Below are 24,043 nucleotides of genomic sequence, written 5' to 3' on the forward strand. Positions count from 1 at the left end.
TGCGAATGCATCGTAAGCCGAGCCTCGAAGGATGCACGGCCGCCAATGCATCCGGGCCCTCCATCCTTCGAGGCTCCCCATGCGGCGCGTTGCGCCCCATGGCTCGCACCTCAGGATGACGGGAACGGAATGGCACAACTCGGAACATTCAACCAGGAACCGCCCCTCTCCAAGCCCGTTATCCCTCGACAGCTGCCACCTGCGCGAGCATCGAGCCATGTCGGACGCCTACGATTATTTCCGCGAGCACGCGATCGCCGCCGTCCGCAAGGCGCGGGCACTGCCGCGTGGGCGGCCGAAGCAGAAGCAGCGCACGGTGGCGCGGATCTATCACCTGCTGTCCAAGGAGGCAGCGCTGGTGCCGAACATGCATCACCTCAACGATTTTCGCGCAGCACGGCGGCTGGAGCGTCAAATCTCTCGCTGATCTCCGGGCAAAGGCCATCGGCGTTCGTCCCATGCAAAATCGATCGGCTGCCATTCCACGGGAATAGGCCCGGCCGGCGCCCCGCACAGGTTGACGTCTGCCCCGTCAGCCAGTTGGATGCGCGCGCAAACAGGGGCCCTCTCATGACCTTCTCCAGCGTCTTTGCGCAGTTCGTTGCGCTCCTCGGCGGCATCGCGCTGCAATGGCGGAAGCTGTCAGGCACCGTGCCTGCGCCGGCCTGGGGAGAGAAGCCCGCCATTCCCGAGGCGAAGCCGCAAGGCGCGATCCCGACTTTGAAGATGCCGACCGCGCGCGGCTGGAGCGAGGGCCAGAAGCCGACCGTCGCGCCCGGGCTCAAGGTCAACGCGTTCGCGACCGGGCTCGACCATCCGCGCTGGATCGAGGTGCTGCCCAATGGCGACGTGCTGATCGCGGAGGCGACGCAGATCGCTGGCGCGCCGCGCAGCGTGTTTCACTACGCGATGCAGGCAACGATGCGGCGCGCCGCAGCGCTCGGCGTGTCCGCCGACCGCATCACGCTGCTGCGGGACAAGGACGGCGACGGCGTCGCCGAGCAACGCGGCGCCTTCATGGAAAATCTCAGCCAGCCGTTCGGCATGGCGCTGGTCGGCAACACCTTCTATGTCGGCAATACCGACGGCGTGATGGCTTTCCCTTACGTCGCCAATGCCGACCGCATCACCGCGCCGGGCAAGCGGCTCACGACGTTCAAGCCAAGCGGACACTGGACCCGCAGTCTTTTGGCAAGCCCCGACGGCAAGAAGCTCTATGCCGGCGTCGGCTCGCTCAGCAACATCGCCGAGATGGGCATGGAGGTCGAGGAAGGCCGCGCTGCGGTCTACGAGCTCGACCTCGTTGCCGGCACGCACCGCATTTTCGGCGCGGGCCTGCGTAACCCGGTCGGGCTTGCTTGGGAGCCAAATACGGGTGTGCTCTGGACCGTGGTCAACGAGCGCGACGGGCTCGGCGACGAGACGCCGCCGGATTATTTGACGTCGGTGCGCGACGGCGGCTTCTACGGCTGGCCCTATTGCTATTGGGGCAAGACGGTGGACGACCGCGTGCCCCAGGATCCTGCGATGGTCGCCAAGGCGCTTCAACCGGACTACGCGCTCGGCGGCCACACCGCCTCGCTCGGCCTGTGCTGGATGCCCGCGGGCACGCTGCCCGGCTTCCCCGACGGCATGGTGATCGGCCAGCACGGCTCGTGGAATCGCAGCAAGCTGTCCGGCTACAAGCTGGTGTTCATCCCGTTCGAGAACGGCAAGCCGTCCGGTCCCGGTCGCGACATCCTGTCGGGCTTCCTGTCCCCGGACGAGAAGGAATCCTACGGCCGCCCGGTCGGCGTCACGATCGGCCCCGACAAGAAATCACTGCTGATGGCCGACGACGTCGGCAACGTGATCTGGCGCGTCACGGGGGCATAGCGGCGATTGGTAGGCGCTCCCGGGGCTCCGCCTCTCCCGCTTGTGGGAGAGGTCGGCGCGAAGCGCCGGGTGAGGGTTCTCTCCTCTGGGGGAGTGTCCCATTGCGGAAATAACCTCTCCCCACCCCTCCCCCGCAAGCGGGGGAGGGAGCGCACCGCCGTCTGGGCTAGTGACGTCTCAACCCATCACGTCCCCACACACAGCGTGGCGCGCTGCTTGCGCAGCAGCGCAATCACGGACAGCGCGGTGATCAGACCGGTCTTGGGATTCTCGGACGGGATGTTCTCGATGCCCATCGAGAACCGCGCCGAATCCGCCTCGACCTCGATGCGGTGAACGTTGCGCGTCACGGTTGGATCAGCCCAAACCTGGATCTCGGTACGATCAGGCCCGATGCCCGCCAGCGACAACGCAACGGCGACATTGACGTTCGCTGGAAAGCCCTTGGCCGCTTCGCGCGCGCTGCCCTCGAACAGCTTGAGTGGCTCGCGCAGATTGTCGATGTCGATGTTGTTCTGAACGATGAACGGCGCGCCCTTCAGTCCGTCGATCGGCTTGCGCGTCACCATCTTCACGGAATGAATGGTGCCGATTGCGGCGGCGTTGACGGCGTCGAGCCCGATCAGCGCGCCGGTCGGCACGATGATGCGGCCGCCATTGGCACGCGCGAGATCGACGAGATCAAAATTGTCGAGCAATCCGCCGACGCTGACGACGACCGCGGCCTTGCCGCGCTTCACGGCAGGCTCGACGATCGCACGCAACTGGCTGCTTGGTGCGCACTCGACCACGATGTCGGCGACCTCGCCGAGCTGATCGATCGGCAGCACCTGCGGCAGGCGGCGTAGGCCGCCGATGAAAGCTTGATGCTTGGCGGGATCGCGCACCGCGACAGCCGACAACGCCAGCCCCTCGATGCCTTGATCGAGCGCGGTGGCGATCTTGGTGCCGATCGAGCCCAAGCCTGCGATGCCGACTCGCAATTCGCCCGACGCTTTTTGTTCAGTCATAGCATCCACCTTTTCACCTAGCACAGTTCTTAGCCCCTCACGCCTCCCGCGCATAGCTGCGCAGGCGCGCCTCCAGCACCGCCAGCATGGCATCGCGAGCCGGATCGCGCGAGCCGCGCAGCCACGCGGCGGCGAGCGGCAGCCGGCCGACCGGCCCGCTCTGCCTTGGCCGCAGCGGCACGAAGCGCACGCCCGACACCGCCATCCGCATCGTCCAGCGCGGCACGATCGCTACCCCGAGCTTCGTCGCCACCAGGTTGATGATGGTCTGCTTCTCGTCGGCGACCTGGACGATGCGCGGCGTCATTCCGGCCTGATCGAACAGCTTCACCGTGGGGTCGTGGCTGTGCGGCCGCGAGCGGCGGTTCGGTACCAGCATCGCCTCGTCGGCGATGTCGGCCAGCGTGATCGACTTGCGCCGGGCCAGCGCATGCTGCTGCGGGAAGGCCACGATCGCGGTCTCATGGAGCAGATCGCGGAATTCGAGCCGCTTGTCCGCGCGGCCGGGCGGGCGGACGAAGGCGAGATCGAGCGCACCCGTCAGGATCTTCGGCAGCAGCCGGACCGTCTTGTCCTCCAGGATCTGTACCACGATATCAGGATGCTTGGCGCGGAAGTCGCGCAAGAGCGGCGGCAGCAGCCCGGCGGCGGCGCTGTCGATGGCACCGATCCGCAGCCGCCGAGCAGCGCCGGCGCGCGAGCGGTTGCGCAAGTTGCTCTCGACCGCCTCGACCCGGGCGAGGATGGCGCGGGCATCGCGCAGCAACGTCGTGCCGTCCTCGGTGAGCGACACCGCACGCGTCGTCCGCGCGAACAGCCGCGTGCCCAGATCCTCCTCCAGCAGCCTGATCTGGCGGCCCAGCGCGGAAGGCAGCATCTGGAGCTGCTGCGCCGCGCGGCCGAAATGCAGCTGCTCGGCCGCCGCCACGAAGCATCGGAGCTGATGCAATTCCATCCCGGGTCCTCTCGTCTCGCGAGGATTATATCATTTTTTTGTATAAACCAGCGCCAATTGAGTCCGTCCTGCACTCCCGTCTAGATTCGCCGACGACGCAGCCAGCCTGCCGGCCCCATCTCTTAACGGAGCATTCTCATGCGCACCCATTCGATCGCAGCAATTCCCGCCGGCGGCATCGGCCCCGAGGTGATCTCGGCCGGAATCCGCGTGCTGGAGGCACTGGCAAAGCGCAGCGGCGACCTCGCCTTCAACGTCAAGACGTTCGACTGGGGCTCGGACTATTACAAGAAGCACGGCGTGATGATGCCGGCCGACGGCCTCACTGAACTGAAGAAGTTCGACGCGATCTATTTCGGTGCGGTCGGCGCGCCCGATGTGCCGGACCACATCACGCTGTGGGGCCTGCGGCTGCCGATCTGCCAGGGCTTTGACCAATACGCCAATGTGCGCCCCACAAAGATCCTGCCCGGCGTCGCCTCGCCGCTGCGCAATGTCGGTGTCGGCGACCTCGACTGGGTGATCGTGCGCGAGAATTCGGAAGGCGAATATGCCGGCATGGGCGGCCGCGCCCACAAGGGCCTGCCGGAAGAGGTCGGCACCGAAGTCGCCGTCTTCACCCGCGTTGGCGTCACCAGGATCATGCGCTACGCGTTCCAGCTCGCACAGTCGCGCCCGCGCAAATTCCTGACAGTCGTGACCAAGTCGAACGCGCAGCGCCACGGCATGGTGATGTGGGACGAGATCGCAGCCGAGGTCGCCGGCGAATTCCCCGACGTCAGCTGGGACAAGATGCTGGTCGATGCCATGACGGTCCGTATGACGCTGCATCCGAAAAGCCTCGACACCATCGTGGCGACCAACCTGCACGCCGACATCCTGTCCGACCTCGCCGGCGCGCTGGCCGGCAGCCTCGGCGTGGCGCCGACCGGCAACATCGATCCGCAGCGCCGCTTCCCCTCGATGTTCGAGCCGATCCACGGCTCGGCCTTCGACATCACCGGCAAGGGCATCGCCAATCCGGTCGCGACGTTCTGGACCGGCGCGCAGATGCTCGAGCATCTCGGCGAGAAGGACGCCGCTACAAGGCTGATGGCGGCGGTCGAGCGCGTCTGCGCGGCGGGCGTGCTGACGCCTGACGTCGGCGGCAAGGCGACGACGAAGGAAGTGACGGACGCCGTGATCGACGCGATCAGCGGGTCAAATGTGTAGCCTTATCGGATCGAGTGTCGCCCAGCACTCGCTGCACCTCTCCCGCTTGCGGGGGAGGTCGACGCGCTCGGCAGCGCAATTGCGCGCCAGAGCGCGGCGGGTGGGGGCTCTCTCCTCTCGGGGGTTCTCGATCGTGGAGAGACCCCCTCCCCCGCAAGCGGGAGAGGGAGCGCACCGTCCTCTGCGGCAAGATAACGAGCCCTACTTCCGCTTCGTCGGAGCCGGCGGCGGCGTCACCATCGCGGCCGTGGGCTCGGGCGGTGTCAGATGCCGGGGCACGATAATGGTCTGGCCCGGCGTGAGCTGCGCGTTCTCTGCAAGCGAGTTGCTCTGCGCGAGCGTCCACAGCGGCACGCGATTGGCGACGGCGATGCTCTCCATGGTGTCGCCGCGGCGCACCGGCACCCGCACGCCGCTGTCCCATAACTCGACCAAGGTGTCCGCGGGGACGAGGTAGCGCAGCGGCACGGCATCGCCCTGGGTCTGCGGCGGAATGCGCGGCAGTTGCGTCACCATCTCGACGATCTGGCGATGGATGTCGTCGGACTTCTCGATGTTGATGTGCGAGACGCGCGCGTTTGCCTTCAGGTCGTAGCTCGCATAATGGCCGCGAAAGCCGGGGACCGCGACGACGTCGCCGCCGCCGAGCACGCTGTCGGACAGGAAGATGTTGATGAAGCGCTCGACATTGAGCGGCACGTCGCCGGTCGCATGCGCGGGATCGATGGCGATGACGAGGCTGATCGGGATGCTCTCCTTGGCCGCCATCTCGGAGATGACGATCGAGCACAGACCACCCATGGAGTGCCCGATCAGCACGATCGGCGCCGCCTTCTCCTTGTAGCTGGCGATGACCCGGTTGCCGATGAACCGGCAGAGGGTGAATTCATAGACATCGGCGGAAAAGCCGGCCTGTGTCAGCTTCTCGCCGAGCCGGTCCATGCCGGTCGAGAAGATCGGGCCCATGGCGCCGCGGAACAGGTAGACGTTCGGCGGCGGCAACGGCTCGAACGGTGGAGGCGGCGGCGCTGCGGGTGCGGCCGCGGTGGCCTTGGACTTGGCAGGTGAGGCGGCGGCCATGCCGGGGCTCAGGGCGAGCAGCGCAACGGCTGCCAGCGCGACTAGTCGCCTCAAATCAATCATCAATCCAGCAGTCCCACGACGGGAGGCGATCACCTCCCCCGCGGGCTTAGTGACGGCCGATTGGGTGGAATTTGGGGCACGGAACCGGCCTCCATCCCCTCCGGGCGCGAACTCTCACCGCACGCCTGGCGGCGCGACCGGACTTTGCGACGATTTGGCCTCAGTCCTCGCTCGCGAACGGCTAAAATGGCAGCATCCGGTTCAGCAATTCGAGCAGCGTGCGCTGCTCGGCGTCGCTGAGCGGCGCCAGCATCTTCCGATTATAGGGCTCCGTCAGCCTTGCGCCCTCCGCAATGAGCTTTGTCCCCTTCGGCGTCAGCATGAGCTCGACGGCGCGGCGATCGGACTTCGAGCGGTTGCGCTTGATGAAGCCGGACGATTCCAGCTCGTTCAGGATCTTGATCAGGTTCGGCAGCCGCAGCCGGAGCAGGCTGGCGAGGCTGCTCGGCGGCACGCCGGGATTGTCGCGAATGACGGCGAAGATCGCATACGTCGCGGGCGTCAGGCCCAAGGCGGCGAATTCCTCGTAGAAGCCTTCGAAGAACTTCAGCTGCGCCAGGCGCAGCATGAAGCCGGGGGTGCGCTGCAGCGCGCGCAGGTCCAGCGATTTCTCCGTCTGCGGAGCGGACTTTTGCGGAGTGGATTTGGCTCCGGGTCTTAGAGGCTTCGAGCTCATGATTCTCAATCCTAGGGACGGCCGAATTGACACTCTCAAAAATAGCTATAAAATATAACTATTATTCAGCGGCACCAAGACCGCCCATGGGAGGGATCCAATGAACAGCAAATTCCTGCATAAATTGTGCATCTTGGCCGCAACCCTGACCGCGGCGCCGGCCTTCGCACAGGAGGTCGTGAAGATCGGCATCCTGAACGACCAGTCGGGCCCGTTCGCGAGCTACCAGGGCATCGGCTCGGTCGTCGCCGCCAAGATGGCCGTCGAAGACTATGGCGGAAAAGCCGCGGGCAAGGTGGTCGAGGTCGTCGCGGCCGATCACCAGAACAAGACCGACATCGGGATCGGCATCGCTCGGCGCTGGTACGAGAACGAGAGCGTCGATGCGATCTTCGACCTTCCGAATTCCTCGATCGCGCTCGCTGTCGCCGGCATGAGCGCCGAGAAGAACAAGGTGTTCGTCGGGTCGGGCGCGGGGACGGTGCTGCTGACCGGTGAAAAGTGCACGCCGAACACGGTGCACTGGACCTACGACACCTATTCTTACGGCCGCGGTCTCGGCAAGGCGATCGTGCAGCAGGGCGGCAAGAAATGGTTCTTCATCACGGCCGACTACGCCTTCGGTCATGATCTGGAAAAGCAGGCCGCGGAAGCCGTTAAAGCTGCCGGCGGCGAGGTGCTCGGCAGCGTGCGGCATCCCTTGGGAACGGCCGACTACGCCTCTTTCCTGCTGCAGGCCCAGGCTTCGGGCGCGAACGTCGTCGGCTTCGCCAATGCCGGCGATGACACCATCACGTCGATGAAGCAGGCCGCCGAGTTCGGGCTGACCAAGGACCACAAGCTGGTCGGATTGATCCTGGGCATGAACGGGCTTCCCGCGCTCGGCCTGAAGTTCGCGCAAGGCGCGCAGATCATGAACCCGTTCTACTGGGATCTGAACGACGGCACGCGGGCTTTCGCCAAACGCTTCGCCGAACGGATTCCCTCGAAAGCCTATCCAAACGACATGCAGGCCGGCGTCTATGCCTCGGTCATTCACTATCTCAAGGCGGTCGACAAGACCGGCGGCGCCAAGGATGGCAAGGCCGTCGTCGCCGCAATGAAGGAGATGCCGACCGACGATGTGCTGTTCGGCAAGGGCTATATCCGCAAGGACGGACGCAAGATCCACCCGCTGTACCTGTTGCAGGTCAAGTCGCCCGAGGAGTCGAAATCGAGCTGGGATCTGCTGAAGGTCGTCGCCACCATCAAGGGCGAGGACGCGTTCCGCTCGGAGAGCGATGGCCAGTGCCCGCTCAGCAAGCCCTAGAAGCGGAGCTGACCATGAGCGGCATCGCCTCCAGTCCGATCGACCCGTTTGCGCCTGACTTCCTGTTGACCCCCTATCCTGCCTATGAGGCGCTACGCGCGCTCGGGCCCGTCTTCGCGCTGGAGCGTTACGGCGTGTGGGCGATGGCGGGCTATTCCGAGGTCGAGCCGGCCTTGAAGGACTGGAAGACGTTCATCAGTGGCGAGGGCGTCGGGCTCAACGGGATGAACCCTGCGCTGCCGAAGCCGCTGACGCTCCAGATCGATCCGCCCGATCACGACAAGGGCCGGCGGGTCCTCGGCCGCACGCTGTCTCCGGGTGTCGCGAGGAAGCTGCGCGAGACGTTTCAGCAGGAAGCGGAGAAGAAGGTCACGGAGCTGATCGACAAAGGCACCTTCGATGCCGTCACCGATCTTGCCGAAGCCTATCCGATGAAGGTGTTTCCGGATGCGATCGGCATCCGGGCGGACGGCCGCGAGAAGCTCTTGGCCTGGAGCACGTTCGTGTTCGACAGCTTTGGCCCCGAGAACGAGATGCTAGCGGCTTCACGCAAGGCAGGCCTCGCCGCCCAGAGCTGGATCATGGACTGCTGCGCACGAGATGCGTTGCGGCCCGACAGCCTCGGCATGATGATCTACCAGGCGGCCGACGACGGCGAGATCACCGAGCACGAAGCGACCCACCTGGTGCGGCCATTCCTCACGGCGGGGATCGACACCACCGTCAACGGCATCGGCAACACCCTGCTCGCGCTCGCCACCCATCCGGATGAATACCGCAAGCTCCACCAACGGCCGGAGCTGGCGCGCAATGCCTTCGAGGAAGGCCTGCGCTATGATTCGCCGGTGCAGACGTTCTTTCGAACCACCTCGCGCGACGTCGAGATCGGCGGCGGCGTGATCCCGGCACACCGCAAGGTGCTGCTGTTCATGGCCTCGGCCAACCGCGATCCGGCGCGATGGGAGAGAGCCGACTGGTTTGAGGTCGAACGGACCGCGACCGGGCATGTCGGCTTCGGCGCGGGCATCCACGCCTGCGTCGGTCAGATGATCGCGCGTCTGGAAGGCGAATTGATCTTCAGCGAGCTCGCAAGGCGCGTGAAGACCATCGAGCTCACGGCGGAGCCGAAACGCAGGCTCAACAATTCCCTGCGCGGGCTGGAGAGCATGCCAGTCCGCGTGACGCCCGCTTAGGCGGCATCACGCGGGAGGAGGCGACGGCTCAGTTCCGTGCCGGAGCGGCCGCGGCGGCCGAGCGCGCCTGCCCGGGCGCGCCGCGTTCGGCGACCGGGACAGCCGGTGCGCGCGAACGCATGATGGCGGCGTCGATCTCGGCGATGACGCGGCGCTGGATCGCCTCGTTCTTGTCGATCGAGATGTGGCCGACACCGGTGCCGCGCACGTCGACATTGTCGAGCTTGCCGCGGAAACCGTCGGCACGCTTGACCGGCTCGCCGGGGCCGTCGCCGATATAGATGTTGATGTAACGCTCCGCGCCGGTCGAGAGCTTGGTCTTGAACACGGAATCGAGGCCGATCGCGAGCTTCACGGGCACGCCGAGCCGGTTGAGTTTTGCGATCATGTCCGGCAGCGCGGTCGCGCCGGAGGAATGGCCGACCAGGACGATGGTCTTGAGCCGGCCGGCCTTGTAGGCGGTCGCGGCTTCATCGGCGAGCGACGACCAGGACACGAAGTTGGCGACCGTCACCGGGATACCCTGCGCCTGGAGCCGGGCACCGATGGTGTCGAGGCCGAGCGAAAAGATGTTGAGCACGCCGCGGAGCAGATAGACATGCGTGGTCGCGACCTGGGCCTGGCTCGGGGCCGCTCGGGCCGTGGTCGGGCTGATGGCAACAGCTGACAGCAGGAGCAGGCAGATTGCCCAGACACGGAGGGCGGACAACTGGCTGGCGCCGGCGGTGTGACGGCCGTTCGGTCTCATCGGTGTTTTCCCTGGGACAATACGCTTTGCGATTGGCCGGAATCGTAGCCATGGCCTGCTCGCAGACGCAACAAAGAGCCGCGTGAATGGCAATCTTAGCCACAGCCCGTGACCATCGCGCAACACCTGCCCGAAACTTGCCACCGAACCGCCTGTTTTGAGACCATTTTTCTCCGGGCAATTGCGGCCCGGCAAAGGCATTCCTATCTCAGGGCTCCGCTGACCCGCCGTTCCCGGCAGGTTCCAGCCTCCCCTGCCCAGTCCTACCGGCCCTCATGTCCTCCATCATCTCCGTCGCCAACCTGTCGAAGACCTATGGGTCCGGCTTCAAGGCGCTCAAAAACGTCAATCTCGACATCAAGCGGGGCGAGATCTTCGCGCTGCTCGGCCCGAACGGCGCCGGCAAGACCACGTTGATTTCCATCATCTGCGGCATCGCCAATCCGAGCGAGGGCCGCGTCCTCGTCGGCGGCGAGAACATCCAGACTTCCTACCGCAAGGCGCGCTCGCTGATCGGCCTCGTGCCGCAGGAATTGCACACCGACGCCTTCGAGAGCGTGTGGGCGACCGTGAGCTTCTCCCGCGGCCTGTTCGGCAAGCCGAAGAATCCTGATCACATCGAGAAGGTGCTGAAGGACCTCTCGCTCTGGGACAAGAAGGAGAACAAGATCATCACGCTCTCCGGCGGCATGAAGCGCCGCGTCATGATCGCCAAAGCGCTGTCGCACGAGCCGCAGATCCTGTTCCTGGACGAGCCCACCGCCGGCGTCGACGTCGAGCTGCGCAAGGGCATGTGGGAGGTGGTGCGCACCCTCCAGCAGTCCGGCGTCACCATCATCCTCACCACGCATTACATCGAGGAAGCCGAGGAAATGGCCGACCGCATCGGCGTCATCAACAAGGGCGAGATCGTGCTGATCGAGGACAAGGCGACGTTGATGCAGAAGCTCGGCAAGAAGCGGCTGACGCTGCATCTGCAGGGTAAGCTCGACGCGCTGCCGGAGAGCCTTGGGCATTACGAGCTGGAGCTCTGCGATGCCGGCGCGACGCTGGTCTACGATTACGACACCAAGGGCGAGCGCACCGGCATCACCAGCCTGCTCGGCGATCTCCGCACCGCCGGCATCCGCTTCAACGATCTCGACACGACGCAATCGTCGCTCGAGGACATCTTCGTCGATCTCGTGAGGACGTCATGAACCATCGCGCCATCCGCGCCATCTATCTGTTCGAAATGGCGCGCACCTGGCGCACGCTGCTGCAAAGCATCGTCTCGCCCGTCGTCTCGACCTCGCTCTATTTCGTGGTGTTCGGCGCCGCGATCGGCTCGCGCATCAGCCAGGTCGAGGGCGTCAGCTACGGCACCTTCATCGTGCCGGGCCTGATCATGCTCTCGGTGCTGACCCAGAGCATCGCCAACGCCTCGTTCGGCATTTACTTCCCGAAATTCACCGGCACGATCTACGAGATTCTGTCGGCGCCGATCTCCTATTTCGAGATCGTGCTCGGCTATGTCGGCGCCGCCGCGACCAAGTCGATCATCTTAGGCCTGATCATCCTGGCAACGGCCGGACTGTTCGTGCCGCTGCATATTCACCATCCGGTCTGGATGCTGGCCTTCCTGGTGCTGACGGCGGTGACGTTCAGCCTGTTCGGCTTCATCATCGGGATCTGGGCCGACGGCTTCGAGAAGCTGCAGATGATCCCGATGCTGGTGGTGACGCCGCTGACCTTCCTCGGCGGCAGCTTCTATTCCATCGACATGCTGCCGCCCACCTGGCGCACGGTGGCGATGCTCAACCCGGTCGTCTATCTGATCTCCGGCTTCCGCTGGAGCTTTTACGAGATCGCGGACGTCAGCATGTCCGTCAGCGTCGGCATGACGCTGGCGTTCCTGGTGATTTGTCTCGTCGTGATCTGGTGGATTTTTCGGACGGGGTATCGGCTGAAGAACTGACGCGTCATCACCGATAACAATGGAATCGGTGATAGCCGTCGTAATAGCCGTGGCAGCGGTGACGGTAGTGACGATGGGGAATGCCGAGCACGCCCTCGACTGCACCAACGGCGCCGCCGACGCCGGCACCGACGACGCCTCCGACCGCGCCGCCCACGGGGCCGGCAATCCGGTTGCCCTCGTACGAGCCTTCCTGGGCGCCGCGGACGATGCCCTGGGCGTGGCCGGCCTGGGGCAGCGCCAACAGCGCGAGCAGGATGGCGGCGGCTGCGAACACCAGACGGAAGGCTAAACCGGCCGGCGACGGCGCGGCGGCGATGCGGGCTTTGTTCATCTTCGATCCCAAACGGTGAATGGCGGCGAGCGCCGCCTGTCGAGGCAGGTGATCGTCAACGCACCGGGCGGCCAAATGGTTGCGCCTTTGTGACGAATTGTCGGCGTTGTGAACGGGGCACCGCTCGCGAAAATGTCAGCTTCGCCGCGCGCGGCGCGGCACAAAGCGGCCTTGCTTACGCCTCGCGCCGCGTTAACGATGGGCAGGCAGGCCGCTGGAACGAAAGCCGGATTGCAGGCATATTGCACGCCGGGGACGGAGAGCCGCGGCGCCTAGCGTGAACAGGCCGGAGGCCAGGATTCAAATGCGTTTCCAGATGCGTTCATTTTTTATCGCTTTCACCTCACTGATGCTTTTGAGCGCAGGCAGCGCGCAAGCCAAGGTCGAGATCACCGTCGACAAGGACAATCAGCAGATGACCGTCGCCGTCGACGGCGTCGCGCGCTATCACTGGCCGGTGTCGACCGGCATCCCCTCGCGCGAAACGCCGAACGGCGCATTCCGCGCCTTCCGCATGGAAGAGGATCACTATTCCAAGGAATTCGACGACGCACCGATGCCTCACGCGATCTTCTTCACCAAAGTCGGCCACGCCATCCATGGCACCGACTCGGTCGGCCGTCTCGGTTCGCCGGCGTCCCACGGCTGCGTTCGGCTGTCGCGCCAGAATGCTTCGACGCTCTATGCGCTGGTGCAGCAGCAGGGCGTGCTCAACACCTCGGTGACGCTGACCGGCTCGGCGCAGGTGGCGCTGGCGCGCAATCCGCGCGGCCGCACCAACAATGCAGTCGCCCGCGCGCCGCAGCAGCCTGCCGAAGAGCAGTACGCGACCACCGGCGATCCCGTGAACCTGACGCCGCCAGCGCAGCCCGCCCGCCGCTACATGCCGCAGGACGACAACTACATCTATCCCGCCGACGGCAGCGACACCGGCGCGCGCTATCCGGCACCGCGCGGCACACGCCCGCTCTATGATGCGCAGGTCTACCAGCAGCAGCCGCGTCCCTATTACGACCAAGGCTCCGGCCAGCAGGGCTATTACTATCAGCCGCAGCCGAGGCAGGTTTACCAGCCGCGCGGCTATTACTATCAGAACTGACGCGGCCGCGGCCGCCATCCGCCGCGCTCGCCGACCTGCATGTACAAATAGTTTCTTTCGAGGCACCATGTCCTCACGTGCCGCGACTATTCTGATCGTGTTCTCCATGCTGATCGCGGGCCCGGCCATGGCCTTTGATATCGAGGCGCATCGCGGCGGGCGGGCGCTGCTGCCGGAAAACACCCTGCCAGCCTTCGCCAACGCGCTGTCGATGGGTGTGGACACGCTGGAGCTCGATGTCGGCGTGACCGCGGACGGTGAGGTCGTCGTCTCGCATGAGCGCGGGCTCAATCCTGATCTCGCACGCGGCGTCGGCGGGACTTACATTGCTCCGCCCGGCACGCCCTTGGTAAAACTGCGGCTGGACGAGGTCAGGACCTATGACGTCGGCCAAATCCGGCCGGACAGTGCCTATGCGAAACAATTCCCCGACCAGCGCGCCCTGCCGGGGACACGCATTCCCACCCTGAGCGAGCTGTTCGCGCTGGTGCGCAAGTCTGGCAACTCGCGTGTGCGCTTTAACATCGAGACCAAGATCGATCCGAACCGCCCCGACGAAACGCTCGATCCGCAAGCCTTTGTCACGAAGCTGCTGGGACTGATCGAGACCGAAACGTTTTCCGACAGGGTCATGATCCAATCCTTCGACTGGAGAACCCTGCAGCTCGTCCAGCAGCAGGCGCCAAAGATACCGACCGTGTACCTGACGCTCCAGCGCGGCACGGGCCAGACAGTCGCGCTGGACAAAGCCACCAATTGGACGGCGGGCTTCAGCCCGGCCGATCACGGCAGCTCGCTGCCACGGACGATCAAGGCGGCGGGCGGCACGATCTGGTCGCCCAATTTCGGCGACGTGACGGCGGCGCTCATCGCGGAGGCCCACGGACTCGGATTGCGCGTCGTGGTGTGGACGGTCAACAAGCGCGAAGACATGGCGCGGATGATGGAGCTCGGCGTCGACGGGATCATTTCCGACAGGCCCGACCTGCTGCGGGAGGTTGCCGGCGAGAAGGGCATTGTGCTGCCGGCGGGGACGCCGGTCGTGCCGTAACCGTCGGTCTCGTGTCCCGGACGCGGTGCAGCGTGCAACGCTGCTGCGCTGCGTCCGGGGGCACGGAGACGATTGTCGTGCCGCCCTACTCTCCGTTCTTCAAACGCCGGTACAAGGCGCCCAGGATGTTGGAATAGTCGTCGGTCCACACCCGCACCCTGTCGTCGGCTTCGGTCTGCTCCCAGACCTTCGAGGACGCGAGCCGACCGATGTCGGCCTCATCGCGCGCGGAGATGACGACGTCGGTCGAGAAGATGTAGTCGCCATCGCGCCCGGAATCCTCATTGAAGACCCAGCTCTTGAGATCGTTGGCGTCGGCGATGCCGACCACGACGGTCTCGAGATCGAGGTGCCGGTTGGAGACGTGCATCACGACGGCCCCGTGCGGCGCGAGCTTGTCCTTGTAGATCTTCATCGCCTCTTCGGTGGCGAGATGAATCGGGATCGCATCCGACGAATAGGCATCGACGATGATGAGGTCGTAGGCGCTGTCGGGCTCCTTTGCGAAGGTGAGGCGCGCATCGCCGATCACCGGCTTCGTGTCCGGCAGGCAGCTCGAGATGTAGCGGAAATTTTTGGGATCACGGGCAGCATCCACCATCGACTGGTCGATCTCGAAGAATTTCCAGTCCTCGCCAGGTTCGGCGGCGCAGGCGAGCGTGCCCGATCCGACGCCGATCGCGGCGACCTTGAGCGGCGCGCCCTTGCGCTCGCGGATCGCGCTGACGGCCTGACCGATGCCGCCGTCCTTGTGATAGTAGGTGATCGGCTCGGGCCGGCCGGTGACCGGCGTGCCGTCATTGTTGCGGAAGCGCTCGGCGCCGTGGATGGTGGTGCCGTGCATCAGCACGTGGAAATAGCCGCCGGGCGTCACCACGATCTTGTGCACGCCGAAGAAGCTGCGCACCGTCGTAACGCGACCTTCGTCCGCGGGATAAACTCGGATCAACGCCAGCGCGAGCGCTACGGTGGCGAAGATCTTCCAGCGGCCGGCATTGAGCGCCAGCGCCAGCAGCGCGGCGAGCACGCCGACGGCGCCGGCGACCCAGACGCGGTGATCCTCCAACCAGGTCGAGAGGCCGCCAGTGGTGTAGGACGGCGCAACCAGCGCAACCGCGAGCGCGGCGAGCACCAGCCAATACCATTTGACGACACCTGCGAGACGCTCATTCGCGGGCGGCCGGCACAGCGCGGCAAGCGCGATCAGGATCGGGTATTCGGCGATCCACGAGAAGGTGAAGGGAGCAACGAGGCCAGCAAAGAGACCGCCGACCATGCCGCCGAACGACAGCGCGACATAAAAACCGGTGAGATATCTGGCGGCCGGCCGCGTCCGCGCCAGCTCGCCGTGACAGGCCATGGCGATGACGAAGAAGCAGAGTTGATGGCCGCCGAGTGTCAGCAGCAAATTCTGCTCGCCGCCGAAGGCGAGCAGGACGATGACGCCCGCGATCGCGACCGGCTGCAGCATCAACATCCATTTGTGCGGCAGCAGCGGCCGCGACTGGAACACCACGACCCAGGTGAGCAGGTACAGCGACAGCGGCAGCACCCATAGCAACGGCGCCGCGGCGACGTCGGTCGAGATGTGTGCGGTGACCGCGATGAGCAGACCCGAAGGCACCGCGGCGAGGAAGATCCAGCGCAGCCGCGTCACGATATCAGGCGCCGGCGCGTTGACGTCCTCGGTTCGCGCATCGGCCACCGCCAGCTTCGGCGAGCGCAACAGCAGCACGCCGCAGGCGGCGATCAGGAGGATCAACAGGCCATAGCCACCGGTCCAGAGCCGGTTCTGCGCATGCAGCGTGAACATCGGCTCCAGCAGGAACGGATAGGACAACAGCGCCAGGAAGCTGCCGATGTTGGAGGAGGCGTAGAGGAAATAGGGATCGTGCCCGGCGGGATGGCCGGTGCGGACGAACCAGGCCTGCAGCAGCGGATTGTTGGCGGCGAGCGCAAAGAACGGCAGGCCGATCGAGACCACGAACAGGCCGAGCAGCCAGAACGCATAACCCGAAGCGGGCGGCTCGCCATAGGCAGAGGCTATTCCGAGCGGCAGCGTGGCGAAGGCCGCGATCAGCAGCAGCAGATGCACGGCCACCGGCACGATGCGGCGCCTCGCCTGCATCAACAGATGCGCATAGGCATAGCCCGCCAGCAGTAGCGACTGGAAGAACACCATCGCCACCGACCACACCGCCGGCGAGCCGCCGAGCCGCGGCAGCACCATCTTCGTGAACAGCGGCTGCACCGAGAACAGCAGCAGCGCGCTGACGAAGATCGCAGCGGTGTAGACCGTCAGCAGCAGCCGGTTGCGCGAGGACGACGGCTGCTCCGTGGCGGCAGGTTGCACGATCGAATCCATGGAAGCTCCAGCCTACATTCCCCGGCGGGCGCCGGACGCGCGCAATGGAGCACAAGGCGCCTGAACGGGCAATAAAGGCACTCGTGATGTTGCAGCGAGGAATGCCTGATATAGAGATGTCATTCCGGGGCGCGCGAAGCGCGAACCCGGAACCTCGAGATTCTCCGGTGCGGAGCCCGCACCATAGTTCGATGCTGCGCATCGCCCCGGAATGACGCCAGGGAAATCATGACCGAAACCGACGTCGTCATCATTGGCGCTGGCCATAACGGCCTCACTTGCGCCGCCTATCTCGCGATGGCGGGCCTGCGCGTGCGCGTGGTCGAGCGCCGCAAGGTGGTCGGCGGCGCCGCGGTCACCGAGGAGTTTCACCCCGGATTCCGCAATTCGGTCGCGGCCTACACTGTGAGCCTGCTCAATCCGCAAGTGATCCGCGACCTCAAGCTCACTGAACAGGGCCTGCGGATCGTCGAACGGCGCGCCCAGAACTTTCTGCCCGCGCCGGATGCCAGCTATCTCCTCACCGGCGAAGGGCGGACAAAGGCATCAGTCGCGCGGCTGAGCGCGCATGATGCAGGCGCGCTCGACGGATTTTCGCGCGAGCTGGAAGACATCGCCGACGTGCTGCGGCAGTTCGTGCTTCGCGCGCCGCCGAACCTCGTCGACGGCTTTGGCACAGCGGCCGTTCGCGAAGGCGTCAACGCCTGGAAGACCGCCAACATCCTGCGCGGTCTCACGCTGGAACAGAGCCGCAGCCTGCTCGATCTCTTCACCCGCTCGGCCGGCGAGATGCTGGACGAGCGCTTCGAGCATGATCTGGTCAAGGCCCTGTTCGGCTTCGACGCCATCGTCGGCAACTATGCCAGCCCCTACGCCGCCGGCTCGGCCTATGTGATGCTGCATCACGCCTTCGGCGAGGTGAACGGCAAGAAGGGGGTCTGGGGCCACGCCATCGGCGGCATGGGCGCGATCACGCAGGCGATGGCGCGCACAGCGCGCGATCGGGGCGTCATGATCGACACCGATGCCGGCGTCCGTGAGATCATCGTCGAGCGCGACCGCGCCGTCGGAATCGTGCTGGAGAACGGTTCAACCATCCGCGCGAAATATGTCGCGGCCAATGTCAATCCAAAGCTGCTTTACACGCGGCTGGTCGCGGCCGACGCGCTCCCTGCGGACTTCCTTGCCCGCATCCGGCACTGGAAGAACGGCTCCGGCACCTTCCGCATGAACGTTGCGCTGGACTGCCTGCCCTCCTTCACGGCGCTGCCGGGCGAGGGCGATCATCTCAGCTCCGGCATCATCCTGGCGCCGAGCCTCGGCTACATGGACCGCGCTTATCTCGATGCGCGGGCGCAGGGCTGGAGCCGGGAGCCGGTCGTCGAGATGCTGATCCCCTCGACGCTCGACGACACGCTGGCCCCAGCTGGAAAGCACGTCGCCAGCCTGTTCTGCCAGCACGTCGCGCCGGAGCTTCCCGATGGAAAGTCGTGGGACGACCATCGCGAAGAGGTCGCCGATCTCATGATCGCGACGGTGGACAAATACGCGCCGGGTTTTGCGGCGAGTGTGCTGGGCCGCCAGATCCTGTCCCCGCTCGATCTCGAACGGCAGTTCGGCCTCCTCGGCGGCGACATCTTCCATGGCGCGCTGACGCTGAACCAGCTGTTCTCGGCGCGGCCGATGCTGGGCCATGCCGATTATCGCGGGCCGTTGAAGGGCCTCTACCATTGCGGCTCCGGCGCCCATCCCGGCGGCGGCGTCACCGGTGCGCCCGGCCATAACGCCGCGCAGACGATCTTGAGAGATCACCGGTCGCTGTTCGGAAGCCGTGGATAGGTCTGTGGATGAGCTGTGGACTGGCCGTTGAATGATCTGTGGTCAGACCGAGGATACATGGGCCAGAACGCCGGGACCGAATTTGGGGAAAGCCGGTGGACAATCGCGGGACAAGCGGGTGGACGGCGTCCCGGCAAGCGGTGGACAATTTGTGAAGATCACTGAGAACGCTCGCCCGAAAACGACCTCGCCCGCCAGGGTATCCCCTCGCGGGCGGTGATCAGGAAAAACCTCAAAGAAAAATAGCCCCCGCTGGGAAATGGAGGCGGAAATTACTTCAAGGAGCTGCTAATCGAAGTGAACTTGTCGTTCAGGGTGACGCCCAGGCTGTTCACCACGGTGATGATCGCCAGAGCGATACCTGCGGCAATCAGGCCGTACTCGATCGCGGTTGCGCCGGACTCGTCCGACCAGAACTTTTGAACCATGCGCTTCAAAACTCGCCTCCGTTTCAATTCCAAGCTGTGTTGGTTGGTTTCGACATCCGCAAAGATACGGGGCGCAACCTACAGCCCGGTTAACCGGGAACCGCAACTTATGCGGAAAAATGGCAATAAAAGCTCCAAAAATTGAACTCAACGGAACCCTGAATGCAGCCTTCTCCCACCCATCGCGCCAGCTTTTCGATCGGCAGCGAGGCCGACGCCAGGCGCGTCGTCGACGTGCTCACCGAGGTGTTTTTCGACGGCGATGCGGCGGTTGCCGCCTTCGAGCGGCCCGACGGACCATGGGACGTCACGCTCCATTTCGCCGAGGCGCCCGATCAGGCTTGGCTACGCGAACTCGTTGCAACTTCAGCAGGAAATGCGATCGCCGCGACGCTTCTCTTCGACACGGTCGAGGCCAAGGACTGGGTCAAGGCCAGCCTGGAAGATCTCGTCCCGGTCCCGGCCGGGCGCTTCGTCGTACACGGCAGCCATGACCGCGACCGCGTGGCGCCGAACAAGCTCGCCATCGAGATCGAGGCGGCGCTCGCCTTCGGCACCGGCCACCACGGCACCACCCGTGGCTGTTTACTGCTGCTTGACCATGTCCTTAAGAGTTCCCGTCCGAGGAACCTGCTCGACCTCGGCACCGGAACCGGCGTCCTCGGCATCGCGGCGGCGAAGGCGCTGCATCGCGCGGTGCTCGCCTCCGACATCGACCCGCCGTCGGTGCGGGTGGCGGCCGAGAACGCGGTGCTGAACGAGGTCGGCAACCAGGTCCGCGTAATACGCGCCACCGGCTTCGCCGCGCCGGATTTCGAAAAGGCCGGCCCATTCGACCTGGTGCTGGCCAACATCCTCGCCAACCCGCTCAGGCAACTCGCGGGCCCGATGGCGCGGCATCTCGCGCCCGGCGCACGTGTCATCCTCTCCGGCCTGTTGACGCACCAGGCCCCCGCCGTGATCGCCGCGTACCGCGCGCGCGGCCTCGTGCCGTTGAAGCATCTGCGGATCGAGGGGTGGAGCAGCCTGTTGCTGCGGAAGATGTCGTAGGGTGGGTTAGCCCTGCGATTTCGCAAAAGCGCAATCGCTCGGCGTAACCCACCTTTTCTGTCACCGCGGGAAAAGACGTGGTGGGTTACGCCTTCGGCTAACCCACCCTACGAAATTCCGCCGCGCTACTCCGCGGGCTTCTCGTCCCGCCGCATCGGAGGCTCGTCCTGCAAGCTACGCCTCGCGCGACGCTCGGCGATACGGTCGATCATCTGGCGCATGACGCCGCGCGGTTTCTTCGGTGCCGCCGCAGTCGGGGCGCGACGCACCGGCGGCGTAATCTTCTCAAACGTGAACGCTGGCATCGTGTGTCCCCTCGCCGTTGAGATGAACCACCTGCTCGAATTTCCCTGTCATCCGGACGAAGCGCAACTGCCGCATCCTTTACTCCACTCAATTCGAATGGAACCATTCAAGCACAGTCCATGCCAGATGCGATGCGAATGCGTCCAGATTGCGGACTCGTCCCCATGATCCTAAAGTGATCCACCATGTTCGAAGCACACTTCCAGACATTCGAGGAGCCGGAGGCCGGCGTCGCATTGACGGCGCGGCTCGCCGCCCTTCGCGAAGAACTCGCCCGCCGCAAGCTGACCGGCTTCGTGATCCCGCGCGCCGATCAGCAGCAGAACGAATATGTGCCGCCGTCCGAAGAGCGGCTGGCCTGGCTGACCGGCTTCACGGGCTCGGCGGGACTCGCGGTGGTGCTGACCCAGGAGGCCGCACTGTTCGTCGACGGCCGCTACACGCTTCAGGCCGCCAAGCAGGTCGATGCAAAGGCCTGGGCCGTGGAATCGCTGATCGATCCGCCGCCGGAGAGCTGGGTGTCGGGGCATCTGAAGGCCGGTGACCGCCTCGGATTTGATCCGTGGCTGCACACTTTTGCGGCAGCCGAGCGCCTGTCCGCCGCCTGCGCCAAGGCCGGCGCCGAGCTGGTCGCGGTCGACAGCAATCCAATCGACGCAATCTGGCAGGACCGTCCGCAGCCGCCGCTCGCCCCCGTCGCCGTGCACAGCCTGCAGAATGCCGGCGTCACTGAAGCCGAGAAGGTGACGCAGATCAGGGCCGAGATCGTCAAGCTCGGCGCCGACGCGCTGGTGCTGTCCGACAGCCACGCGGTGGCCTGGACCTTCAACATCCGCGGTGCCGACGTCGCGCACACGCCGCTGCCGCTGTCCTATGCGCTGGTGCCGAAGGACGGTCGCCCCACCATCTTCATCGACCATCGAAAACTCTCCAACCTGACGCGCGACCATCTCGAGCAATCCGCCGATGTGCGCGAGCCCGATGCGATGGCACCGACGCTGATGGCGCTAGCCAAGAGCGGCGGATCGATTGCACTCGACAGCGCCACCGCGGCCGACGCACTCAGCCGGCTGATCGCGGGGGCCGGCGGCAAGCCGGTACGCGGCAGCGATCCGATTGCACTGCTCAAGGCCGTCAAGAACGCGACCGAGATCAAGGGCACGCAGACGGCACATCGGCGCGACGCCGTGGCGCTGGCGCGCTTCCTCGCCTTCATCGATCGCGAGGCCGCAAGCGGCAAGCTCACCGAGATCGACGCGGTCGAGGCGCTCGAGACGTTCCGCCGCGACACCGGCGCGCTGAAGGACGTATCGTTTCCGACCATCTCAGGCACCGGCCCGAACGGCGCCATCGTGCACTACCGCGTCACCCGCAAGAGCAACAGGCGGATCGCGCCTGGCGACCTGCTGCTGATCGATTCCGGCGCGCAGTACGAAGACGGCACCACCGACGTCACGCGCACCATGGCGGTGGGCGACCCCACCGCTGAGATGCGTGACCGCTTCACCCGCGTGCTGCGCGGCCATATCGCGATCGCGCGCGCCGTCTTTCCGGACGGCACCACGGGCGCGCAGCTCGACACGCTGGCACGGCAATATCTCTGGGCCGTCGGCGTCGATTTCGAGCACGGCACCGGTCACGGCGTCGGCAGCTATCTCTCGGTGCACGAAGGACCGGCGCGGATCTCGAAGCTCGGTACCACGCCGCTGAAGCGCGGCATGATCCTCTCCAACGAGCCTGGCTATTACAAGACCGACGGTTTCGGCATCCGCATCGAGAACCTGGAGCTGGTGGTGGCCGCCGACATCAGGGGCGCCGAGAAGCCGATGAACGCGTTCGAGACGCTGACGCTGGCGCCGATCGACCGCCGCCTCATCGATGTCGCGATGCTGAGCCGCGACGAGCTCGGCTGGCTCAACGCCTACCACGCGCGCGTCCGGGCCGAGGTACGGCCCGCGCTGGACGAGGCGACACAGACCTGGCTCGATCAGGCGACGACGGAGCTGAAGGCGTAGGGTCACCCTGCCGCAGCGCGCATGGCGCTACGCCGTTTGCGCAACGCTGTTTTCCCGACACGGATGCTAAAGCGAATATCGCGCCTCCAGCATAACCATCCCGGAATCCGTATAGCCGCATTCCGAAACGCCGATATCCGTCTTGCGCGAGCGCGCTACAGTCGATTCGAACTCGAAAGACGGACACCAATGCACGGCATGATCAGCAAGCCGCCGGGAGCGGCGGCCAACCTCGCGACATCGCGCCTGGTGCTGCTGTTGCTGGTCGTGATGACCGGGATCGCGCCGATCTCTCTTTATATCCTGGTTCCGGCACTGCCGGTGCTGGCGACGAATTTCGGCAGCGACATCTCGATCGCGCAGATGACGGTGTCGCTCTACATGGTCGGCATCGCGCTGTCGCAGCTCATCATGGGACCGCTGTCCGACCGGTTCGGACGACGCCCTGTGCTGCTCGGAGGACTGGCGCTGATGGTCGTGGCAAGCGTGGCGAGCATCTTCGCCGAGACCTTGCCGCAATTGATTGCCGCGCGCTTTTTCCAGGCGCTCGGCGGCGCCTCCGGCATGGTGATCAGCCGTGCCATCATCCGCGACATCTACGAGCGCGACCGCGTCGCCTCGATGATCAGCCTCGTGGTTGCCGCGCTAATGATCGGGCAGATGGTTTCGCCGCTGACCGGCGGCCTGATCGAGACCGCGTTCGGCTGGCGCGCGATCTTCTACGCCATCACCATCGCCGCGATCATGGTCGCCGTCGGCATCGCAGTGGCGCTGCCCGAAACGCGGCGCAGCCGCGCCGCCGGCAGCGGCTTCCGCGGCGACGTCGGCATCCTGATCCGCAACCGCGCCTTCGTCGGCTATGTGATGTGCCAGGTGCTGGCCTCGCAGATCATCTTCACCTTCGCGGGCGGCGGCCCCTACATCGTGGTGACGCAGATGGGCCGCAGCAGCGCCGAATACGGCGCCTGGTTCGCGACCTCGGGCTTTGCATTTCTCGTCGGCAATCTGCTCTGCGTACGCTTTGCGCCGCGGCATTCGCTGGAAAAGCTGATCTGGTTCGGGCTCGCCCTTCAGCTCGCCGGCAGCCTTGCGAACCTGCTGTGGAGTTTGGTCGGCTGGAATGAGGCGCCGGCCTGGCTGTTCGGCACGCAGATGATCGTGATGGCCGGCAATGCCTTCGTGATGGCGAATTCGGCCGCCGGCGCCATCAGCATCCGCCCCGAGGCCGCCGGCACCGCCTCCGGCACGATCGGCTTCCTCCAGCAGGGCATCGGCGCGCTGATGTCGCAATTCGGCGCCTATCTCGGCGGCCACTCCGCAACGACGCTGCCACTCACCGCCGCAGTCCTCGCGATCTCGCTGCTCTGTGCCTGCGTGATGATCTTCGTCGTCCCCCGCCGCGAGATGACGGTGAGCGAGACGCTGATCAAGCAGGCGGAAGAGGAAGAGAGCGGGATGATGTGAGGGAGGCTATGCGC

Annotated in this window: 22 protein-coding genes; 13 read left to right on the forward strand and 9 right to left on the reverse strand. The window is 65.4% G+C overall.

The genetic code is table 11. The features are described from left to right. Positions 1-217 precede the first annotated feature (217 nt). Both GGD61_RS10140 and GGD61_RS10145 read left to right on the forward strand, forming a co-directional pair. Positions 218-427, forward strand: a complete 210-nt coding sequence (locus GGD61_RS10140; RefSeq protein WP_092253409.1) for a hypothetical protein — start codon at positions 218-220, stop codon at positions 425-427. Between the two features lie 143 nt (positions 428-570). Continuing rightward, positions 571-1,875 (forward strand): sorbosone dehydrogenase family protein, encoded by a 1,305-nt coding sequence (locus tag GGD61_RS10145; protein ID WP_092253411.1) that lies wholly within the window; start codon positions 571-573, stop codon positions 1,873-1,875. A 185-nt stretch (positions 1,876-2,060) separates the two neighbouring features. Here GGD61_RS10145 and GGD61_RS10150 read toward each other — a convergent pair whose 3' ends face one another. Together GGD61_RS10150 and GGD61_RS10155 are read right to left on the reverse strand one after the other, a co-directional pair. Next, positions 2,061-2,885 carry an aspartate dehydrogenase gene (locus tag GGD61_RS10150; RefSeq protein ID WP_092253413.1) on the reverse strand — a complete coding sequence of 275 codons (825 nt, stop codon included), beginning with the start codon at positions 2,883-2,885 and terminating at the stop codon, positions 2,061-2,063. A 37-nt stretch (positions 2,886-2,922) separates the two neighbouring features. Continuing rightward, complete coding sequence (locus GGD61_RS10155; RefSeq protein WP_183230653.1) at positions 2,923-3,840, reverse strand: LysR substrate-binding domain-containing protein; 918 nt, start codon at positions 3,838-3,840, stop codon at positions 2,923-2,925. A 138-nt stretch (positions 3,841-3,978) separates the two neighbouring features. Here GGD61_RS10155 and GGD61_RS10160 point away from each other — a divergent pair, with 138 nt between their 5' ends. Then, positions 3,979-5,052 (forward strand): tartrate dehydrogenase, encoded by a 1,074-nt coding sequence (locus GGD61_RS10160; RefSeq protein ID WP_183230654.1) that lies wholly within the window; start codon positions 3,979-3,981, stop codon positions 5,050-5,052. 201 nt (positions 5,053-5,253) lie between these two features. Here GGD61_RS10160 and GGD61_RS10165 read toward each other — a convergent pair whose 3' ends face one another. Together GGD61_RS10165 and GGD61_RS10170 are read right to left on the reverse strand one after the other, a co-directional pair. Beyond that, positions 5,254-6,195, reverse strand: coding sequence for a LysM peptidoglycan-binding domain-containing protein (locus GGD61_RS10165; RefSeq protein ID WP_183230655.1), 942 nt, complete (start codon positions 6,193-6,195; stop codon positions 5,254-5,256). Between the two features lie 181 nt (positions 6,196-6,376). Beyond that, on the reverse strand, positions 6,377-6,871 hold the full coding sequence (locus GGD61_RS10170) for a MarR family winged helix-turn-helix transcriptional regulator (protein ID WP_018322528.1): 495 nt from the start codon (positions 6,869-6,871) through the stop codon (positions 6,377-6,379). Positions 6,872-6,971: 100 nt separating this feature from the next. On the opposite strand from GGD61_RS10170, the gene GGD61_RS10175 reads away from it, so the two are divergent. Together GGD61_RS10175 and GGD61_RS10180 are read left to right on the forward strand one after the other, a co-directional pair. Beyond that, the gene (locus tag GGD61_RS10175; RefSeq protein ID WP_179736162.1) at positions 6,972-8,180 is read left to right on the forward strand and encodes an ABC transporter substrate-binding protein; all 1,209 of its coding nucleotides are present in this window, start codon (positions 6,972-6,974) and stop codon (positions 8,178-8,180) included. Between the two features lie 14 nt (positions 8,181-8,194). Then, on the forward strand, positions 8,195-9,373 hold the full coding sequence (locus GGD61_RS10180; protein WP_183230656.1) for a cytochrome P450: 1,179 nt from the start codon (positions 8,195-8,197) through the stop codon (positions 9,371-9,373). Positions 9,374-9,401: 28 nt separating this feature from the next. Here GGD61_RS10180 and GGD61_RS10185 read toward each other — a convergent pair whose 3' ends face one another. Further along, positions 9,402-10,121 (reverse strand): hypothetical protein, encoded by a 720-nt coding sequence (locus GGD61_RS10185; protein WP_183230657.1) that lies wholly within the window; start codon positions 10,119-10,121, stop codon positions 9,402-9,404. A gap of 275 nt (positions 10,122-10,396) precedes the next feature. Here GGD61_RS10185 and GGD61_RS10190 point away from each other — a divergent pair, with 275 nt between their 5' ends. Beyond that, the gene (locus GGD61_RS10190; RefSeq protein WP_183230658.1) at positions 10,397-11,320 is read left to right on the forward strand and encodes an ABC transporter ATP-binding protein; all 924 of its coding nucleotides are present in this window, start codon (positions 10,397-10,399) and stop codon (positions 11,318-11,320) included. Further along, on the forward strand, positions 11,317-12,078 hold the full coding sequence (locus tag GGD61_RS10195; protein ID WP_018322533.1) for an ABC transporter permease: 762 nt from the start codon (positions 11,317-11,319) through the stop codon (positions 12,076-12,078). Before GGD61_RS10190 ends, GGD61_RS10195 begins: the two co-directional genes overlap by 4 nt. Before the next feature lie 7 nt (positions 12,079-12,085). On the opposite strand, the gene GGD61_RS10200 is transcribed toward GGD61_RS10195, so the two are convergent. Then, positions 12,086-12,412, reverse strand: coding sequence for a hypothetical protein (locus GGD61_RS10200; RefSeq protein WP_018322534.1), 327 nt, complete (start codon positions 12,410-12,412; stop codon positions 12,086-12,088). Positions 12,413-12,716: 304 nt separating this feature from the next. Here GGD61_RS10200 and GGD61_RS10205 point away from each other — a divergent pair, with 304 nt between their 5' ends. Continuing rightward, a complete protein-coding gene (locus GGD61_RS10205) occupies positions 12,717-13,511 on the forward strand; it encodes a L,D-transpeptidase (protein WP_026202764.1) in 795 nt (264 codons plus the stop codon). 67 nt (positions 13,512-13,578) lie between these two features. After that, positions 13,579-14,562: a glycerophosphodiester phosphodiesterase gene (locus GGD61_RS10210; RefSeq protein WP_183230659.1), complete on the forward strand. Its 984-nt coding sequence runs from the start codon at positions 13,579-13,581 to the stop codon at positions 14,560-14,562. An 85-nt stretch (positions 14,563-14,647) separates the two neighbouring features. On the opposite strand, the gene GGD61_RS10215 is transcribed toward GGD61_RS10210, so the two are convergent. Continuing rightward, positions 14,648-16,927, reverse strand: coding sequence for a fused MFS/spermidine synthase (locus GGD61_RS10215; protein ID WP_183230660.1), 2,280 nt, complete (start codon positions 16,925-16,927; stop codon positions 14,648-14,650). 228 nt (positions 16,928-17,155) lie between these two features. On the opposite strand from GGD61_RS10215, the gene GGD61_RS10220 reads away from it, so the two are divergent. Beyond that, positions 17,156-18,766 (forward strand): NAD(P)/FAD-dependent oxidoreductase, encoded by a 1,611-nt coding sequence (locus GGD61_RS10220; protein ID WP_183230661.1) that lies wholly within the window; start codon positions 17,156-17,158, stop codon positions 18,764-18,766. 272 nt (positions 18,767-19,038) lie between these two features. On the opposite strand, the gene GGD61_RS10225 is transcribed toward GGD61_RS10220, so the two are convergent. Further along, on the reverse strand, positions 19,039-19,194 hold the full coding sequence (locus tag GGD61_RS10225) for a Flp family type IVb pilin (RefSeq protein ID WP_018322539.1): 156 nt from the start codon (positions 19,192-19,194) through the stop codon (positions 19,039-19,041). Positions 19,195-19,356: 162 nt separating this feature from the next. Between GGD61_RS10225 and GGD61_RS10230 the strand changes: the two genes are divergently transcribed. Continuing rightward, the gene (locus GGD61_RS10230) at positions 19,357-20,244 is read left to right on the forward strand and encodes a 50S ribosomal protein L11 methyltransferase (RefSeq protein ID WP_183230662.1); all 888 of its coding nucleotides are present in this window, start codon (positions 19,357-19,359) and stop codon (positions 20,242-20,244) included. A gap of 125 nt (positions 20,245-20,369) precedes the next feature. On the opposite strand, the gene GGD61_RS10235 is transcribed toward GGD61_RS10230, so the two are convergent. Then, a complete protein-coding gene (locus GGD61_RS10235; RefSeq protein WP_018322541.1) occupies positions 20,370-20,549 on the reverse strand; it encodes a hypothetical protein in 180 nt (59 codons plus the stop codon). Positions 20,550-20,735: 186 nt separating this feature from the next. Between GGD61_RS10235 and GGD61_RS10240 the strand changes: the two genes are divergently transcribed. Beyond that, positions 20,736-22,565, forward strand: coding sequence for an aminopeptidase P family protein (locus GGD61_RS10240; protein ID WP_183230663.1), 1,830 nt, complete (start codon positions 20,736-20,738; stop codon positions 22,563-22,565). 189 nt (positions 22,566-22,754) lie between these two features. Beyond that, complete coding sequence (locus GGD61_RS10245; RefSeq protein ID WP_183230664.1) at positions 22,755-24,029, forward strand: multidrug effflux MFS transporter; 1,275 nt, start codon at positions 22,755-22,757, stop codon at positions 24,027-24,029. Positions 24,030-24,043: the final 14 nt, after the last annotated feature.

Source organism: Bradyrhizobium sp. SBR1B, from assembly GCF_014198205.1.
Taxonomy (GTDB): domain Bacteria; phylum Pseudomonadota; class Alphaproteobacteria; order Rhizobiales; family Xanthobacteraceae; genus Bradyrhizobium.